The sequence below is a fragment of the Acetobacter cibinongensis genome (assembly GCF_000963925.1).
Lineage (GTDB): Bacteria > Pseudomonadota > Alphaproteobacteria > Acetobacterales > Acetobacteraceae > Acetobacter > Acetobacter cibinongensis.
In genome coordinates this window covers 106,853-123,236 of sequence record NZ_BAMV01000017.1, presented here as the reverse complement: position 1 = coordinate 123,236, position 16,384 = coordinate 106,853, and the positions used below count along the sequence as shown (strand labels likewise).

The following is a 16,384-nucleotide window of genomic DNA, read 5'->3' as shown; positions in this document are numbered from 1 at the left end:
AAAGGCGGGATATGATGAACCGTTTTTATGATGTGATTGTTGTGGGTGGCGGCCATGCCGGGTGCGAGGCTGCTGCGGCGGCTGCCCGATGTGGTGCCCGCACCCTTTTGCTGACACATCACAAAAGCACAGTCGGGGCCATGTCCTGCAACCCGGCTATTGGTGGCATTGGTAAAGGTCATCTGGTGCGGGAAATAGACGCGCTGGACGGCATTATGGCCCGCGCGGCTGACCGTGCAGGCATTCACTTTAAGCTGCTCAACCGTTCAAAGGGGCCAGCGGTTCAGGGGCCACGGGCACAGGCTGACCGCTACCTTTATAAAAAAGCGGTGCAAGAACTTCTTGCTGAAACCCCTAATCTGGAGTGTGCAGAAGGTGCTGTAGGAGACCTGTTGTGCAACGATCAGGGCGCAGTGGAAGGGGTCGTGTGTGAAGATGGCACGGCCTATCGCTCAGGGGCGGTCGTCCTGACCACAGGAACCTTTCTGGGTGGAGTTATTCACATTGGGCATAAATCCCAACCGGCAGGAAGAGTGGGCGAACAACCAGCGGTTGCGCTCGCGCAGAGGCTTCGGAAGTTGGGGCTTGCGGTTAGTCGGCTAAAAACAGGCACACCTGCACGCTTATTGAAAAAATCGATTGACTGGGCATCCTTGGCGGAAGACCGTGGGGATGCAATTCCAGAACCGTTTAGCCGTTTGACGCAGAGTATTACAAACCCCCAGCTTGTTTGCGGCATTACAGCTACAAACGAAAAAACACATGATATAATAAGAAGAAATATTAATCTTTCTGCTGTATATGGTGGTGCGATTTCAGGCAGAGGGCCACGGTATTGCCCGTCAATTGAGGATAAAGTGGTTCGGTTTGCGGAAAAAACCAGCCATCAAATCTTTCTTGAGCCAGAAGCGCTACCAGACCATGAGGGCGGTGATCTCATTTACCCAAATGGGATTTCCACAAGTCTTCCTGCCGATGTTCAGGAAGAAATGATCCATGCTATTCCGGGTCTTGAACACGCGGTCATCGCTCAGCCCGGTTATGCGGTGGAATATGATTATGTTGACCCACGAGAACTGACGACATCTCTTGAGTTAAGAAAATGCCCTAATCTCTTTCTCGCAGGCCAGATTAATGGCACGACTGGCTATGAAGAGGCAGGCGCACAAGGCCTTCTGGCAGGCGTGAACGCAGCCAGACGGGCAGGCGGGCAACAGGCTGTTACCCTTGATCGTGGGAAGGCCTATATCGGGGTTATGGTAGATGACCTGACCACCCAAGGCGTGAGCGAGCCTTACCGTATGTTTACGTCCAGAGCAGAATACAGGCTGACTTTGCGGGCTGATAATGCTGACATGCGGCTGACCCAAATTGGTGTGGAGTGGGGATGCGTGGGTGCTGAGCGGCAGTCTGTTTTTGAACAGGACTGCGCCGCTATTAAGCAGGTGACAGAAAAAGCAGAGCAGGAAAGCTGGCAACCGCAGGTTCTGTTGCAGGCTGGGGTAAGGGTAGCTCAGGATGGTCGCCGCCGGAGCTTACTGGAGATTCTGGGATATGGTGTGGGTGAGGAAAGCCTGAAAGAGCTTGCACCATGGTTTGCAATGGTGCCCCCGCGTGTTAGTCATTTTGTCACCACGGAAGCCCGCTACAAAGGCTACCTTGCAAGGCAGAAGCGCGAGATCAAACAGCTTGAAGCTGAAAGTGAAATACGTTTCCCGGCAGGGATCAGCTTTAAAGCAATTGGCGGGTTGAGCGCGGAGATGCAGGAAAAACTTGAAACTGCAAAGCCCGAGAATTTTAGTGCAGCGCAGAGAATACCGGGTATAACACCCTCAGCCCTCGTGGCTATTCTGGCGCATGTGCGGCAGCGCGTGTCACACTAAGCCGATCAGGGGAGAGTATGGACGTTTCACGTGAAACACAGGAGCGGTTAGAGGCCTTTGTAGCCCTGCTGCAAAAGTGGAACCCACGTATCAATCTGGTATCAGGGCGGGATATTCCTTTTGTGTGGGACCGTCACGTCAAGGACAGCTTGCAAATTGCCCCTCTGGTGGCAGGGGTAAAGCAGTTTATTGATATTGGTTCAGGCGGTGGCTTTCCGGGTATTGTCACGGCCATTGCAACCAATGTGCCGGGCACACTGATTGAGTCAGACCAACGTAAGGCAACCTTCCTGCGGGAGGCTGCACGCGTTACGCAGGCACCGATAACTGTTCTGGCTGAACGCATCGAGCGAGCTGACATTGCGCCTGCCCCCGTGGTAACCGCCCGTGCATTGGCCGCCCTTCCAAAACTGCTGGAGTGGACTGCTCCACTGTTGGCCAAGGGCGGAAAAGCCATTTTTCTTAAAGGCCAGCAGGCTGAGGATGAGTTGACCGAGGCTCGACGCTGCTGGCACATGGATGTTTCTATTCACCCCAGTATAACCAGCCATGATGGGGTGATTCTTGAAGTGAGCAATCTTGACCGTGTCTAAAACGAATAAAACAACCAGAAAATGTTTTGTGCTGGCCGTGGCCAACCAGAAGGGTGGGGTGGGTAAAACCACAACAGCTATCAATGTGGCAGCCGCGTTGGCAGAAGACGGAAAGCGCGTCATTCTGGTCGATATGGACCCGCAGGGAAACGCCTCTACAGGGCTTGGTGTTGGTTATGATGCGCGGCAGGGTGGATCCTACTCTCTGCTGATGCAGGAAAAGCCAGCAATAGAACTCCTTCAACCGACAGAAATTGAAAACCTCTCAGTCATAGCGGCCAATACGGAATTGGTCGGGGCTGAGATTGAACTGGTTGATGAAGAGGGGCGTGAAAATCGGCTCCGCACAGCCTTGGCGACCCTGGCTGAAAACCACGATTATATCATTATTGATTGCCCCCCCAGCCTGAGCCTGCTGACATTGAATGCTCTTGTGGCTGCCAACGGTGTACTGGCCCCCTTGCAGTGTGAGTTTTTTGCACTGGAAGGGTTGGGGCACCTGGTTAAAACAATTGACCGGGTCAAAAAGAAGCTTAATCCGTCTCTCGTTATCACGGGGATTGTGCTCACTATGTATGACCGCCGGAACAATCTTTCGGAATTGGTCGGGGCAGATGCCCGGAGCTTCTTTGGGGATGATGTGCTTGAGACTGTTATCCCTCGGAATATCCGTATCTCTGAAGCGCAAAGCTATGGTCAACCCGTTATGAGCTATGACCCACGGGCAAGTGGTGCTGCCTCTTATCGTGCTCTGGCAGCGGAAATTAAGAGGAGAACAGCGTAAGATGGCTCGTAAACCTGCTGCACGGCCAAAGCTTGGCCGTGGTTTGGCTGCCTTATTGGGGGATACAGCCCCGCGTTCTCTGTCTACAAACACAGAGGGGAATAAATCTGAAAAAGGGGAAGATGCGCAGTTGGCTGCACCATCTAACGTGTTACCAGTAGAAGTTCTTGCTCCCGGCCCCTTCCAGCCTCGGCAGGAAATGGAGCCTGAGGCATTGCAGGAGTTGGCAGAGTCCATCCGTGCACGAGGTATCTTGCAGCCCATTCTTGTGCGTCCTAATCCGGATAAAGAGGGCTATTACCAGATCATCGCAGGTGAGCGCCGCTGGCGTGCGGCGCAACTGGCGCAGTGCCATACAGTGCCAGTGCATATACGGGATCTGGACGAGGCCGATGCCATGGCTGCGGCGTTGGTTGAAAACCTTCAGCGCGCTGACCTGAACCCGATTGAAGAAGCCGAAGGCTTCAGCCGGTTGATGGAAGACTACAGCCTGACACAGGATGAACTGGCTGTTGCTATCGGGAAGTCACGCCCCCATGTAGCCAACACACTCCGCTTGTTAAGGCTGCCTGACTCTGTCCGTAAAGCAGTGGGGAGCGGGGCTTTATCTGCCGGGCATGCACGCGCCTTGTTGGGGCATCCTGACCCTGTCGCAGCGGCACATGATGTCCTGACCAAAGGGTTGTCAGTCAGGCAGACGGAAGCCCTCGTGCAGGCCGCATCCGAAAATAAAGGAAAGGCCGGCAAAACAGCCGCTACCAAGAAAGCAAAAGATCCGGAAATTGCGGCGTTGGAGAGAGAGCTGGCTTCCCGTTTAGGGCTCAAGGTCAAGGTGAACTTTGATGGACGCAAGGGCGGCTTTCTCGAAATTCACTATAAAAGTCTCGACCAACTGGATGACGTGCTTCTGCGTTTAAAAAGCTGAAAATCTATCTTGTCTTTTTATCATGGGGGTGATAAAAAGCCCCCACTTCAGTCTGATAGGCTGTAAGGGCGCATAGCTCAGTTGGTAGAGCAGCTGACTCTTAATCAGCGGGTCCAAGGTTCGAGCCCTTGTGCGCCCACCAATCTTTTCAAAGACTTAGGTGGTATTCAGGCTTCGGGGTGCTTCACCCCGGTAGACTTCCGGAGTCAATCCGGAGTCATTTGAAATGGGTTGGTGCTGGCAGGGTAGAGGCTTTTTCTCGCTCTAGGTGTCTATCTACCGTGCGTGCCTCATTCTCTCTGTTTGCCCTGGTATCTTTTCTTCTCAATTTCGCGGGTGTGAAAATTTTACTATGGTGCGGTCCGGGTGCTTAACGCTCCTAGAGATTTAATGCTGCCCCCGGCCTATTTGAAAAACTTGATTGTTTTCAAAAATTGCCAAGAAAATCTGTGCGTGGCCCTGAAGCGGTTGCAGTGCCCATGCCGGTTTCAACATTGAACCTACCCCCCTAATCGTCTTTATCCTTAGCTATGCAATTTGTGCATGAACCTCCATGCCTTGCTTCCCGCGTCCTTACCTTACCCCCTACCAAAAAGAGGTGTAACAGGTGTACAAGGTGTAACACTCTTTATAAGCATATGATAATAAACAGAAAAAATGTCACACCAAGCTATTTCAGAATGTTACACCTTGCCGAAAAAGGTGTAACACCTGAAAAAGAAGATTGGCTGTTTTCTGGTCATTTTTGGCTTATTCTACTAAATTTTAACGTATTGGACGCATTTTTAGGATCAAAAAACAGGGTGTTTTTGCCCCGATAAGCCATGCGCTCACGACATGCATCAAAGTAATATTATTTCGTTTCGGGATAAAACGGCTAAAATCGCGGGAAATAAACCCGCGCGCTGCCCGCGCACACCCGCCCACGGCACAATGCCCAGTCAGGACGAAGCAGAAGCCGCCAGACAGCGATAAACAGAGGTCCGGCCAATGCCCAGACGCTTGGCTATCTCCGTAGCATTCACACCCTGAGCCGCCAGTGCTTGCACCTGCTCGGCCTGACCTCGTGCTGTAGGCTTGCGCCCTTTATAGCGCCCCTCTGCTTTGGCTTTGGTGATGCCTTCTCGTTGCCGCTCTTTCATAATATCACGCTCAAACTCAGCGACAGCGGCGAGCATGGTCAGCATCATCTTGCTGGTGGGGCTTGTGGTATCCAGCGTCATGCCATTCATGGATAGCACGATCAGGCCGCAACCCTTTGCCTTGACCTCTTCTACAAGTCGCAGCAGGTCCGCAGTGGAACGGGCCAGCCTGTCTGGCTTGGTCACTACCAGCACATCACCGGCCCGCATGTGATCGAACGCCGCACTCAACTGAGGTCGGTCCGTGCTGCTACCGCTCACCTGTTCACGGAAGATACGTTCACACCCATTGGCTGACAGGTCACGGGCTTGTGCTTCAAGGCCAGCCACCTGATCGGTGGTGCTAGTCCGTGCGTATCCAATTTTCATGTGAGAGCGTTCCTAAAACTGTTCCAAAAGGTCTAGACCCTAGGCCTATATCGTTCCAAACTACGAAAAACAACCCTATTGGAACAGAAAGCGGGGGTAAAAGTGTTCCACATCATCTGTACCAATAGACCTTGCCCTATTGGTACATTCCGAGCCATGTATGAGGCGCATGGCAAATGGAGAGAGCGATAAAGGGTACATAAACCCTCCGGTCACACACCGCCTACCTGTCACCGGTGGCAACAGCCAGAATGTCATGATGCACTTGGTAGAGTCTCACCAGACCTTGGCCAGGTGGGCGCAGGCTTTCCGAAAGTTTTCCATCCTTGGCAGGAATGAGCAGGCCGCGTTCTACCAGCACTCGCTTGGCATCCCTTATGTTTAGGCCATTCAGAGCTTCATTCATGCCAGCAGAAGTCAGGAGATAGCGCCAAACATACCGCCCATCTGGCGCCTTCACCCAATAACGCCAACCAGCGCGGTTTTGTGTGCGGTAGCGTTCTGCTGGTGGTTTGCCTTCCTCACCACTCTGAGGCAGTTCCTCCGCTGTTTTATCCACCCAATCTTCAAAGCGGGCAGAGGCATTGCGAGCAATGAAGTCTCTGAGCTGCTGTAAGGCTTGTTCATCTTCCCTCCGGCCTGCTGTGCCACGCGCACGAAGCCAGTCACCAAAGGCCATACCAACCAAGACTTCTGCGGTGTCGTTGTCCCAACCTGTCAGGCCAAAGCTGGTGGCTAATTCCCCAGCAAGTGCAATCATGGCAAAGCGCCGGGAAACGGAACGAACTTGACCGGAGGCACTAGGCCAGTTTTGGAGATAGCCTGTGGCTATGACTTCTAACCGCTCTAGGAGTGCCTCACGAAATGGCTTGATGCCCTCAGCCTCCATACGCTGGGAGAGACTGGCTAAAAAGGTTCGGAGGGGTGCGCCGTAATACTGCCCGCAGACAGTACCCAGATAATCGGCAAACTCACCGGGGCTGTCATGGTGGTGGATATTTTCAAAAAGCCCCATGCCTTGCCCGGCATCGGCAGGGACATCCACAAAGCGAACTTCCTGCCCTGCTTTTGTTGTCCTGCCGACTTCCTTATTCAGGTCATCAAGCGTCTTTTCGCCAGTAGAGAGAAACAGGACACGCCAACGTGTCGTGGCACGGGCACTGCCTGTCCTGCTGGCACGCACCTTGCCTTGGCCGTTGGCGAGCATGTAGGCCACATCACCAATTTCCTTTGGGTCTAGCTGGCCAATTTCATCCATAGGCAAAAGACTGTCACAGCTTGCCAGCGCCACGCTTTCCAGTCCGTTAGAGGTAGAGCGCCAAGAGCGGGCATAACCTTTGGCCCCGGCTTCCGGAGTGCCACCACATACACTAGAGGCAAGCAGCAACGCGGTAGACTTACCAGCACGAGAAGCCCCCACAAACGAAACACCGCCGCCATCTAGCCCTAATGCCCCTAAAAGTGGAGCAGCAAAGCCAGTAGAGGCAGCCAGAACAAGCCGAGAGTTTCCTTTACAGAATTGCCCGATATGACGCTGCCATTCTTCTGTGGTGCCGGAAATACCAAACAGGCTGGCTTCCTGTTCGGTTGTTTGCAGCACAACCCTCTCTTTCAGGTTGCCGTAGGTGGCGTCAGGCAGCACATAGGCCAGCCCTCCGTTTAGGGTGTGCCAGCCTATACGGTTGACTGAAAGCGCCCTGTCCTGACTGGAAATGGAAGAAAGCCAATCTGCAAACGCGGCTTTAGCGGCGGGGCCAGCCTGTAAGGTTAAGCCACCGTCTGCCAACTGGCTCCGCAGTTCGGCACAATCTCCGCAAAACATGGCACGAGGAAAGGCTTGTTCATGTTGTTGCCCGTCTCGGTCTGTCCATGCCAGCAATATGCCCCAGCCTTTACCATCTGCCCCGCGTGTCTCGGCAAGTATCCAGACGGGACCAGAAAGCTTCATATCTGTTTTGGAGTTATCCGCTGCCTTGCGGAATAGCCCGTGTGCATCACAGAAGAACCGGCCACAGGGTGAGTCTATACGCTGGTTTGCGGTTTTCTGTTTTGTCTTTGCACCGGGCATTGGTACAACCTTGGCGGCGTTAAGCCCGTCTCTCACGGCATTAAGGCCGTTCTGGCCCTTTGTGTTCGTCATGTTGTGTCAGGACATTATTCCAGTCCCGTCCCTGTATTTCTGGCATGGCGAGCCGAACAGTGCGGCCCTGCTGTGCGAATTGTGAGAGTGCAGCATCCAGCGCCTTCCGTGCGGAGGGATTGCCGGTGTCGTTATCTGCTGCAACGAGAATCTCTGTGATGGTGTCTGGCAGTTTTAGGCTTGCCATATTGCTGAGGCTCACGGCGGCCAATACGCGGTGCTCTGGGCAGGCTATAGCGCAGGAAAGGGCGGTTTCTATCCCCTCCGCTACAATAGCCATTTCATTTTGCGGAGCCATGCCAAGAGCCAAGCCAGAGGCCCCACGCCATAGGCGAATGCAGCCGCCTGCAAAACTACCCAGCACCTTCTTGGGGTTTTTAAGGTCAGCTTTGGCCCACACGCCGGAGGGCGATTGCGCCAGCCATGTGCGATGCACAGCGACAAGCTTGCCGCTAGGCGAACAGATAGCAGCCAACATGGCGGGCAGGGGACGATGTACTTCCTGACACCAGACAGCATTGGCAAAACGCAAGGCACCCGGAGCACGACCTAAAGCCCGTAGGTCTATTCCCCGGCCTTGCAGATATGCCTCTACTGGTGTGCCAGCTATCCCGGCAGGGGCGTCATGCCACAAGCGGCGGGCCTTTGCCCTCCGCTGTTGCGCCTCTCGGTCAAGTTCCTCAGAGTTTGACGGTTTTTCTTGAACCGGGCGGCGCTGGACGGGCATAGTGCTGGTGGTCTCACTCAGTCCCAGCCAATTTGCTGCCCAAGCCATAGCCTGCTTGCGGTCACCCCCAAATAGGCAGGAAGCCACAAGGTCCAGAGCATCGCCACGCTCACCGCTTGAGAAGTCAGCCCATACGCCCCGCCGTGCGCCGGATAGACGCACAGCAAGGGACTGTCCCGGCTCTCCGGCCAGACTGCCAACCCTCCACTCTGAACTGTCTTTCTTACCGTGTGGCAGAAGTTCAGGCGCAAGGCGGGTAATGCTGTCAGCTAGAAGCCGGGCCAGTTCTGAGGCGCTATGCCGCCGCATGGATGGACCAATCGGGAGGAAGCACGGCAATACATCCCTCCGGTTCACAAAAAGCACGACCGGCTATCATTTCCAGAGCGGCATGGTCTCTTTGCTCGGCAAGAGTCAATATTTCATCCCAGCCCACGCGGCACAGCCAATACCAGAACTCAGACGCCTTGGGATTTTTGTGAATATCACGACGCAATAAAATTAATGTTGCCCGCATAGAAATAAACATTACAGACGCATTAAGCGGCCTATCTTCAATGTCTGTAAGGGCACGGAAAGAGGCATCAGCATCTAATACATTTTCAAGACTTGCCCACATGAGTGCCATACCGACAAGGGCGGCCTGAGACGGAACAGGGTTAAAGTCTGTGCGACCATAAAGGCGCAAGGCTTCATCCATCTCTGCCTGAAAGAGACTCTCTTTCATGTATTCACCCAGCCCGTAGCATAGGGTTACGAACCTACTCAGCATGTTGGGGCCAGTAGAGTTGTATTCTTGCCAAAGCCATTCACACGGCGTCATTTCATAATGCTCGCTGGCTTTTTGCATCTGGTATGGCGTTAGCATTGAAAGGCCGTAGACGTAACTTTCACGGTTTGTCATGCTGCACCTCTGGCTTTCACAGAAGCTTCTGCTGTGCTTTGGAAAGACTGCGCGGCAACCCATGCACGGAGAGCCTCGACACTGTAACCAATACGGCGCTTGGTAAGCTGCACGAACGCAGGTCCTGTGCCGTCTAATCGCTTTGCCTGCATGGTGCGGGGGGCAAGGTTAACCAATGCGGCAGCCTTGGCTTCTGAAAGAACCAGAGGCATTGGAACCTCTTTATGATGCTGTGCAGGAAAGCGGGTGATACTGCACGCTGTCCCTGATTTGTCTGTCTGATGATGTGCCGTTGTAGGCATGGTAAAATCTCCCTGTTTCACAAGTACTTTGCTGCACGAGTATGCGGCTTGAGTGCTGTGAGGGCATGGAAGCAAAGACCAGAATGAGAGGGGAATAGGAGGCAAATAGGAGGAATGAAGTTCACCTCCTATTATTTGCTAACCCCTTGTTTTATTTGGCCTTGCCTGCGTAGCGGGACATTTTGTAACTCTGCCTGTTTCCTTATCTGGGGCATGAGTTTGGTTTTCAGATAATTTTCAGTCAGCTTTGCCCGGTATTTTCTGAGGAAAGACAAGCGCTCTTTCGTATCAAGCAAATCTTCACCTTCATCAGCTCGCCTTTTATCTTCTTTCACTGCGAACTGAATAAGGGAATCATCGGATGCCTGAAAAACAAGCTTACCCGCTGGCTCAAGTGCCGACCCTAAGAGCATTGGCGTTTGAGGGCTGACTATTTCAGGCCGCCACCCCAGAAGGTCTGGTTGCTTACGAATGGCTAAAGGAGACAACACACGAAATTCACGCCATCTACCTTCAGCATCTCGGAGGGCTGATGCCTCCATATTCACTTCTGGGTCTTTCCACGCTCCGGCTTCTATCCGATGCTGACCTTGCACAGTGACTGCGCGAAGAAGGCCTTCATGAAGAAGGACAAATATTTGCTGCCGTAACGCAAAGGTTGTTTCATCAAGGCGTGCTTGGTATTTTTCCTTATTTTTTCCACGCATGTGAACGCACGATAACTCAAGATAGTTTTCCACCTGCCGTGGGTTTCCGTAGGCAACTATGGCGCAGCGCAAGGGAAGACCAGAGTGGCTTGCTATACGCACATCATAATAAGTCAGCTTATCAAGCTTAAGATGGTTTTCACGAAAATTTATTTCTGAACGCTTCCCAAATAGGGAAATCTCCATGATAGAAAAAGGACAATCAGGGGATTTTTTACGTCCGCAAGCCTCAATATCGCCTAAAGAAAGATCTGATATAATTGCATCGCGTATCTGGTACCATGCTCCGCAAAACTCTCTAAAATCCCAGAAAATCTTAATGTTTCCCTTAGAGTAACCAGCAAAATTATTGTTTGAAGCTTTTTTGATCATTGGCCAAAAAGTCTCAGGGTCATCTATCCATGCATCGGGTACCGAATTTTCTTGGCACATATTTAATTTTTCGGACAAGGCATCCTCGCATTTGGAGAATTCTTGGTTAAATCGCCCAAAAACATCGACAGCAGCAGAAAGCTGGATACCGTTTTTTAGTCTGTCAGCCACAAATGGCGAAAGAGAAAAAGACACAAAAACCGCCCCACGTCGGTTATCCTCATGAACTATAAAAGGGAGCGCGGCGGGCCTGTCATGGGGGTCAGGCTTTCGGTGGCCATACCTAGCCGCGCTTGGTTTCATATTTGAGAACAAAACCGGAATAGGCAAGGGGAAAACAGCGGAGGGCTGATGCATAGCAATCATGCTGCATTCCTCCCCACATCCCGCGCCAGAGACAAGGCCAGTTTTATCTCTGGGTCGTCGCCACAATCATACCAGCGCAAGCACAGGGGTAAGTGACGTTCAAGCACAGTGGCTTTGCCCTGCTGGCCCTCAGCTGTCATGGCGCGAAGGTCTGCCATCTGGGCTATGGCCTTGGAGCGTTGGGAGATTAAAGCATCAAACTTGGCCTCCCATGCCGGATATGCTGGAGAGGTTGCAGGCGGCTCGACACCGGCTTCCATAGCCAGAACGGCTCTTTCAGCCTGCCAATAACGTGCCAGTGCCTCTAACAACGCGGCATCAGGCTCCTCGGCTGGGCTGGGGGCGGCGATAGCAGGCACGGCAGCAGCCGTAGCGAACAGAGGCGAGGCAAGAACGCCACGGCGTGAGATTGGGAGCTTGCTCATGCTGCACCCCCCGCCACATCTGCCAGCAAGCTCATAAGCAATAGGAATTCGGCAGACTCGTCGGACAAATAGCAATCCCGCATTATGTCTGGCAGCAGGCTTTGCAGGATAGTGGCCTTGGCTTTCAGGCCTGCCGGAGTGCGGGCAGGGGTTTGGGCAAGCTGCCTCACAAGCAGACCTTCCTGCTGGCAAAGCTGCTCTAGCTTGGCCTCTACTGTCTTTTGTTCGGGGGAGCCGTATTCGTGTTCTGTCAGATAATCAGCAGACCATATTTCATTATGGATCTGCCAGAATGCATCAGAGACTGCCAGTAAGGCGGCATCCTGAGCATGAGGCGAGGCGGAGGCGATAACGGGCATGGCGGCGGCCGCAGCGGCCAGCACAGAGGCAAGGTTACCACGGCGGGATAGACCGGGGCTGTGTGAGGAGGTCTGGTTCATTGTGCCTTCCCTTTGAATGCTTCGGCACTGCTCTCTGCTTCGGTGGCAATCATCCCCAGGTATGACGACAGGAAAGTAATTCCTCCTGCCACGATGTCAGAATTTTCGCTTTGGGTTGTGCCGCCGCCATCCGCAACAAAGTGGGCAAGGGCATCAGCTACGGCAGTCGCCCGACGGATATATGTTGCATTCCATGCCAGTAAATAAGCCGCTTCTGGGTGTGTGTGGGCGTTCATCGCACAGCCTCCAACAGCAGCATGGTATGAGGGGAGTTGTGGTGGCGAGCGTGCTCTACCAGCCTTTCGGAGGGGCTGTGCAGGTGTTCAGGGTGCAGGAAGCCCGCCACAGCCAGCAGGAGCAAGCCAGCCGCAGCAATGGCAGGCAAAAGGTCACCATTCAGGCGAGCATGTGTAAGCACTGCCCAGCGTATGCCGGGCATGGTATAGGCGTGTTCAGCCATTGCCGTCTCCTAGTGCGAGCGGTTGCGGTTAGGCCGGATGGAAAGGGTGCAAGCTTTTCATTCGGTCGGTTGCCTTGTAGGGCAAGCTAAGCCAATATGGTTGAACTTAATCACAAGATCAACCAAAAAGGCTATAGTTTGTCAGATTTGGCTTTAACCCCAGCTCAATGCCGTGCTGCGCGTGCCCTGATTGAATGGAGCCAAGAGTCTCTATCTAACGCGGCCAATGTATCCAGGCATACGGTCAAAGATTTTGAGCGTGGTGTGCGTAATCCTTACCCAAACAATCTGGCAGCAATCCGTTCTGCTCTAGAGGGCGCTGGGGTAGAGTTCATTCCTGAAAACGGGGGCGGAGCTGGGGTAAGGTTGCGAAAACGTAGCACAACATAAAGTCTTATCCTTTGTTGTGTTAATTACTGTATTTTCTACAAATTTCAAAAAATTAAAATATAAATTTTTATTGGGGTAATAAATGCAGTACTTTTTACCACATACAGGTATTTTTTGTCCTGTTTGTAATAAGCATCTTTATTCTTTAGATACAGCCATAACAACAGAAAACATGAACGCAAACATATGTTTTTACTGTTATAGTAATATTGATGTGAGAAATTATTTGTTACAAAGTATGGATACAAATAATATTTTTTTGTTCAATAATATTTTTGTCGGATTTGGCTTTTCAGTTGTATGTTTTAGCGAAGACGTGTCAAATGCAGAAATCAATCTCATAGACTTGAAAAAGTACGGAATAAAAGAAACATCAAAAATTATACAGATTATTACAACACCTACTGGGAGTTGTTTTCCTGCAATATTATCAAAAAACAATTGGAATTTGGATTTTTCTCAGACAACACAATTAAGAATTATAGGGTTCTCTCTTCAAGAAAAAATCTCTCAAGGAGTTCTTCATAATTTATGCCAATTTTATCTTGTTTACTATGACGAAGAGGATTTAAATCCCTTTGAAAGCCAATTTATGGAAGCATTAGAAAACTTCCATAAAAAGCAATACAAAAAAATGATTATTCCTGCGGTTTGTTCTATTGAGCTTAGAATTAAACTTTTTATGCAATCTGCTAAAATACAAAGACCTCCTAACATCCAAGATAAACAACTGCTAAAATTTCTTATGGATGATATATGTACAAAAACAAAAACGAAAAAATTGGATCAATATCATATCAATAATTTGGCCAGAATATGGGGGCAAAGAGATAGCATTGCACATTCTGGAAAATTGATAGGAAATTACGAATTTAATTCAGCAAAAAAACATATTGTTTCTATTTTATTCATACTGAATTACATTAAATATTTGGAAGTATGTTTAAAAATAAAATCAAAAAGAAGAGGGGAAGGAAGAAATATTGTTTTTGGCCCTATTCCTAGGGAATGATATATTTTTGAAATAAGGTGTTAATTTTTGTTTGGGATAGAAGAGTCGCGTAAAATACGGAATCGAGTTTACTTTAAAATTACGCCTGCAAACTCGTTGCGTATCCAAACCGAACGCCATTCAGTTGACGTAGCGGAAAACGCTGCCATGTTTTCCGTTATGTTGTGCCACGAAAATTTAAGGAAATAATTAGGGTATGCCAATCGAGAAATGCCCAAGCCTTGGACAGATATTGCTATGCGATTTTAGGGAAGGCTTTAAAGAGCCAGAAATGGTTAAAAAGCGGCCAGTGGTAGTGGTAAGCCCGCAAATATCATGGCGGCCCGGGCTATGTACTGTTGTGGCTCTAAGCACGACACCACCCGACCCAAAGCGACCATATCATTGCCTTCTGAATCTAGACCCTCCACCACCCGACCCATGGAGCCAGCAGGAGGTTTGGGTGAAAGCTGACCTGATTATGACGGTTGGCTTCCATCGCCTTGATCTGATTAGGGGCGGTCGGAACCCTCAGAATGGGAAAAGAATTTATTATACGAAAACCCTTTCCGCAGAACAGCTTGCGACCGTAAGGCGGTGTATCCTCTCAGGATTAGGGCTTTTCTCATTGACAAAACACGTCTGACACCAAGATATAACCCTGTGCGCTGCTCTCTAGCCGTAACTGGCAGATCAGCATTTCAAGACCTCTTCGGAGGCCGCCGTGCAGCGAAGCCATGACAAGCTTATGCACGGTGTAGATATAAAAGGGCACCCTTTCTTCGCGGAGGGGTGCCCTTTTTCTTTACCTTCGCAGAAGCACCACATTTCCTGCCGTGGGTTCGATTCCCACATCGGGAACCACATTCAGCACATGCGTTGCCCACGCATCCAGCGCAGCGGCTCGCTCCGTTAAAAACTCATGGCGCTGATACACGGCGGCCACGCCGCTTATGGTGCCCTCTATATGGTTCAGCACTCTATCTGCCACATGGGGGCCAATGCCTAAGCGGGCCATTGTGGTGACCCCCGTGCGCCGCAGGTCATGCAACCGCCACCCGTTTACTGGCAGGGCCGAGGGCTTTTTTCCCGCTTTTTTTTGCCCTCCGGAGCTATGAGAAGCCTGCTCCTGTGCCATGAGGGCTTCAAGCCGTTCCTTGGCATCAGAAAAGCCAGATATTGGCGTCCTGCCCGTATTGGTGAAGACCAGAGGCGAGGTCGCCCCGGTTTTGGCATCTGTCTGCCTGTGCATAGAGGCAAGAACCTGTCGTGCAGGGTCAGACAGGTGCACAATGTGTTCTTTGCCATTCTTGGTGCGGCTGGCCGGAATGGTCCATGTGGTCAGGTCTGGCGTTATTTCATTCCACCTCATGCCAGCAACCTCACTCCGGCGCTGGAGGGTTAGAATAAGCAGCTTAAAGAACGGGCCAAAGGCGTAGGGCATCTGGCAGGCCGCCCGCCATGCAGCACCTAGTTCTGCATCTGTCAAAACGCGGCTACGCGATACTTCCCGACCTTCTATCACCACATGGGCAAAGGGGTTGTGTTCCAGCAACTGGCGTTTAACAGCCCAAGCATACATGGCGCGGCCATAGGATTGCAGGCGGCGGGCAGTGGTAGGGTGGTTTTCTGCCACATCATCCAGCCGGTTTTGTATGTCTGCCACAGTCAGGGCATGGGCTGGACGGTCTAGCATATCGGCAAAATTATAACGTAGGCGGCGTGGCGCTTCTGTGCTGTGGCTCTCGCTACTATCTCGGAGGGCATTGCTGGCCCAACGCTCCGTAAGTGCGGCAAAGGTCAAAGCATTGGCAGCGGCCTGCTTTGCGTTCTCTATGGCCTGCTGCTGGTGGGCGACTGCTATGGCCTTTTTCTCTCCGGCTGGGTCACCCCCAGCCAAAACCTTGCCCCGTGCGGCCTCAGCTAGCTTGCGGGCATGAGCAAGCGTCAGTTCTCCGTATTGCCCCAGCACCAGCCGCCGAGGCTTACCAGCAAAACGGTAGTTAAACAGGAAGGTTTTGCTGCCTGTAGCGTTTACCCGAATGGCAAAGCCCTTCACCTCGCTATCTGTAAACATGGCATCCCGCTTTCCCGGCGGGCAGGTGAGGGCGTCTATTCCCGGCTTTGTAAACTTCATGCAGCACCTTTGTTACACCTGTTACACCTCACGAATCTGTGAGGTGTAACACTCTGGGCAGGGAGAAAGGCAGGGAAATCAATATATTATATATAAGTGTTACACCTGTTACACCTTGTACACCTCTTTTGTGTAACGCCGCCCCGCATTTTAGCCCTTTCAACCCCTGATGGGTTTTTCCGGAGTCACTCCGGAGTCATTTGAAATGGTAACCCGTGCGTCTTGTTGCGTCACCTTGCGTCATGCACCTGTGACACAGTGTGTAAAAACAAGGGGTTTTGCGGCTCCTTGCATCTTGTTGCGTCTTAACGGTATCTCAGCGCCACT

Annotated in this window: 18 protein-coding genes and 1 tRNA gene; 8 read left to right on the top strand and 11 right to left on the bottom strand. The window is 51.7% G+C overall.

The window, feature by feature from the left end; all coding sequences use genetic code 11:
- The first annotated feature begins 14 nt into the window (after nt 1–14).
- The 5 genes from mnmG to Abci_RS09765 all read left to right on the top strand — a co-directional run bounded on the left by mnmG (nt 15) and on the right by Abci_RS09765 (nt 4,327).
- Nucleotides 15–1,883, top strand: coding sequence for a tRNA uridine-5-carboxymethylaminomethyl(34) synthesis enzyme MnmG (gene mnmG, locus Abci_RS09785; protein WP_048838970.1), 1,869 nt, complete (start codon nt 15–17; stop codon nt 1,881–1,883).
- 17 nt (nt 1,884–1,900) lie between these two features.
- Entirely contained in the window at nt 1,901–2,476 is a 576-nt protein-coding gene (gene rsmG / locus Abci_RS09780; RefSeq protein ID WP_048838969.1) for a 16S rRNA (guanine(527)-N(7))-methyltransferase RsmG, read from the top strand.
- Entirely contained in the window at nt 2,469–3,260 is a 792-nt protein-coding gene (locus tag Abci_RS09775; protein ID WP_048838968.1) for a ParA family protein, read from the top strand. The genes rsmG and Abci_RS09775 overlap by 8 nt, the downstream gene beginning before the upstream one ends.
- Nucleotide 3,261: 1 nt before the next feature.
- Complete coding sequence (locus Abci_RS09770) at nt 3,262–4,185, top strand: ParB/RepB/Spo0J family partition protein (protein ID WP_048838967.1); 924 nt, start codon at nt 3,262–3,264, stop codon at nt 4,183–4,185.
- Between the two features lie 66 nt (nt 4,186–4,251).
- Nucleotides 4,252–4,327 (top strand) — tRNA-Lys (locus Abci_RS09765).
- A gap of 799 nt (nt 4,328–5,126) precedes the next feature.
- Here Abci_RS09765 and Abci_RS09760 read toward each other — a convergent pair.
- The 10 genes from Abci_RS09760 to Abci_RS09715 all read right to left on the bottom strand — a co-directional run bounded on the left by Abci_RS09760 (nt 5,127) and on the right by Abci_RS09715 (nt 12,539).
- Nucleotides 5,127–5,696 (bottom strand): recombinase family protein, encoded by a 570-nt coding sequence (locus tag Abci_RS09760; protein WP_048838966.1) that lies wholly within the window; start codon nt 5,694–5,696, stop codon nt 5,127–5,129.
- Nucleotides 5,697–5,919: 223 nt separating this feature from the next.
- Nucleotides 5,920–7,836: a DUF927 domain-containing protein gene (locus Abci_RS09755; RefSeq protein WP_048838965.1), complete on the bottom strand. Its 1,917-nt coding sequence runs from the start codon at nt 7,834–7,836 to the stop codon at nt 5,920–5,922.
- Nucleotides 7,805–8,872, bottom strand: coding sequence for a DUF7146 domain-containing protein (locus Abci_RS09750; RefSeq protein ID WP_048838964.1), 1,068 nt, complete (start codon nt 8,870–8,872; stop codon nt 7,805–7,807). The genes Abci_RS09755 and Abci_RS09750 overlap by 32 nt, the downstream gene beginning before the upstream one ends.
- Nucleotides 8,859–9,467, bottom strand: coding sequence for a hypothetical protein (locus Abci_RS09745; protein WP_048838963.1), 609 nt, complete (start codon nt 9,465–9,467; stop codon nt 8,859–8,861). Before Abci_RS09745 ends, Abci_RS09750 begins: the two co-directional genes overlap by 14 nt.
- Complete coding sequence (locus tag Abci_RS09740) at nt 9,464–9,769, bottom strand: hypothetical protein (RefSeq protein WP_052944816.1); 306 nt, start codon at nt 9,767–9,769, stop codon at nt 9,464–9,466. The genes Abci_RS09745 and Abci_RS09740 overlap by 4 nt, the downstream gene beginning before the upstream one ends.
- Nucleotides 9,770–9,900: 131 nt before the next feature.
- A complete protein-coding gene (locus Abci_RS09735) occupies nt 9,901–11,043 on the bottom strand; it encodes a hypothetical protein (RefSeq protein ID WP_146806812.1) in 1,143 nt (380 codons plus the stop codon).
- A gap of 167 nt (nt 11,044–11,210) precedes the next feature.
- Nucleotides 11,211–11,639: a hypothetical protein gene (locus Abci_RS09730; protein WP_244877638.1), complete on the bottom strand. Its 429-nt coding sequence runs from the start codon at nt 11,637–11,639 to the stop codon at nt 11,211–11,213.
- A complete protein-coding gene (locus Abci_RS09725; RefSeq protein WP_048838961.1) occupies nt 11,636–12,079 on the bottom strand; it encodes a hypothetical protein in 444 nt (147 codons plus the stop codon). Before Abci_RS09725 ends, Abci_RS09730 begins: the two co-directional genes overlap by 4 nt.
- The gene (locus tag Abci_RS09720) at nt 12,076–12,315 is read right to left on the bottom strand and encodes a hypothetical protein (protein WP_048838960.1); all 240 of its coding nucleotides are present in this window, start codon (nt 12,313–12,315) and stop codon (nt 12,076–12,078) included. Before Abci_RS09720 ends, Abci_RS09725 begins: the two co-directional genes overlap by 4 nt.
- Entirely contained in the window at nt 12,312–12,539 is a 228-nt protein-coding gene (locus tag Abci_RS09715; protein ID WP_048838959.1) for a hypothetical protein, read from the bottom strand. Before Abci_RS09715 ends, Abci_RS09720 begins: the two co-directional genes overlap by 4 nt.
- Before the next feature lie 96 nt (nt 12,540–12,635).
- On the opposite strand from Abci_RS09715, the gene Abci_RS09710 reads away from it, so the two are divergent.
- The 3 genes from Abci_RS09710 to Abci_RS14370 all read left to right on the top strand — a co-directional run bounded on the left by Abci_RS09710 (nt 12,636) and on the right by Abci_RS14370 (nt 14,566).
- Entirely contained in the window at nt 12,636–12,929 is a 294-nt protein-coding gene (locus Abci_RS09710) for a helix-turn-helix domain-containing protein (RefSeq protein WP_219810309.1), read from the top strand.
- 82 nt (nt 12,930–13,011) lie between these two features.
- Entirely contained in the window at nt 13,012–13,941 is a 930-nt protein-coding gene (locus Abci_RS09705) for a hypothetical protein (protein ID WP_146806814.1), read from the top strand.
- A 196-nt stretch (nt 13,942–14,137) separates the two neighbouring features.
- On the top strand, nt 14,138–14,566 hold the full coding sequence (locus tag Abci_RS14370) for a type II toxin-antitoxin system PemK/MazF family toxin (protein WP_084597610.1): 429 nt from the start codon (nt 14,138–14,140) through the stop codon (nt 14,564–14,566).
- 159 nt (nt 14,567–14,725) lie between these two features.
- Here the strand turns inward: Abci_RS14370 and Abci_RS09695 are convergent, their stop codons facing one another.
- Entirely contained in the window at nt 14,726–16,057 is a 1,332-nt protein-coding gene (locus tag Abci_RS09695) for a tyrosine-type recombinase/integrase (RefSeq protein ID WP_084597609.1), read from the bottom strand.
- Nucleotides 16,058–16,384: the final 327 nt, after the last annotated feature.

Bases quoted from the DNA above. Each gene is read 5' to 3' on its own strand.
- Abci_RS09740 (WP_052944816.1), bottom strand. From the start codon at position 9,769: ATGCCTACAACGGCACATCATCAGACAGACAAATCAGGGACAGCGTGC.
- Abci_RS09745 (WP_048838963.1), bottom strand. From the start codon at position 9,467: ATGACAAACCGTGAAAGTTACGTCTACGGCCTTTCAATGCTAACGCCA.
- Abci_RS09705 (WP_146806814.1), top strand. From the start codon at position 13,012: ATGCAGTACTTTTTACCACATACAGGTATTTTTTGTCCTGTTTGTAAT.
- Abci_RS09770 (WP_048838967.1), top strand. From the start codon at position 3,262: ATGGCTCGTAAACCTGCTGCACGGCCAAAGCTTGGCCGTGGTTTGGCT.
- Abci_RS09720 (WP_048838960.1), bottom strand. From the start codon at position 12,315: ATGAACGCCCACACACACCCAGAAGCGGCTTATTTACTGGCATGGAAT.
- Abci_RS09695 (WP_084597609.1), bottom strand. From the start codon at position 16,057: ATGAAGTTTACAAAGCCGGGAATAGACGCCCTCACCTGCCCGCCGGGA.
- Abci_RS09710 (WP_219810309.1), top strand. From the start codon at position 12,636: ATGGTTGAACTTAATCACAAGATCAACCAAAAAGGCTATAGTTTGTCA.
- mnmG (WP_048838970.1), top strand. From the start codon at position 15: ATGAACCGTTTTTATGATGTGATTGTTGTGGGTGGCGGCCATGCCGGG.
- Abci_RS09760 (WP_048838966.1), bottom strand. From the start codon at position 5,696: ATGAAAATTGGATACGCACGGACTAGCACCACCGATCAGGTGGCTGGC.
- rsmG (WP_048838969.1), top strand. From the start codon at position 1,901: ATGGACGTTTCACGTGAAACACAGGAGCGGTTAGAGGCCTTTGTAGCC.
- Abci_RS14370 (WP_084597610.1), top strand. From the start codon at position 14,138: ATGCCAATCGAGAAATGCCCAAGCCTTGGACAGATATTGCTATGCGAT.
- Abci_RS09750 (WP_048838964.1), bottom strand. From the start codon at position 8,872: ATGCGGCGGCATAGCGCCTCAGAACTGGCCCGGCTTCTAGCTGACAGC.
- Abci_RS09730 (WP_244877638.1), bottom strand. From the start codon at position 11,639: ATGAGCAAGCTCCCAATCTCACGCCGTGGCGTTCTTGCCTCGCCTCTG.
- Abci_RS09725 (WP_048838961.1), bottom strand. From the start codon at position 12,079: ATGAACCAGACCTCCTCACACAGCCCCGGTCTATCCCGCCGTGGTAAC.
- Abci_RS09755 (WP_048838965.1), bottom strand. From the start codon at position 7,836: ATGACGAACACAAAGGGCCAGAACGGCCTTAATGCCGTGAGAGACGGG.
- Abci_RS09715 (WP_048838959.1), bottom strand. From the start codon at position 12,539: ATGGCTGAACACGCCTATACCATGCCCGGCATACGCTGGGCAGTGCTT.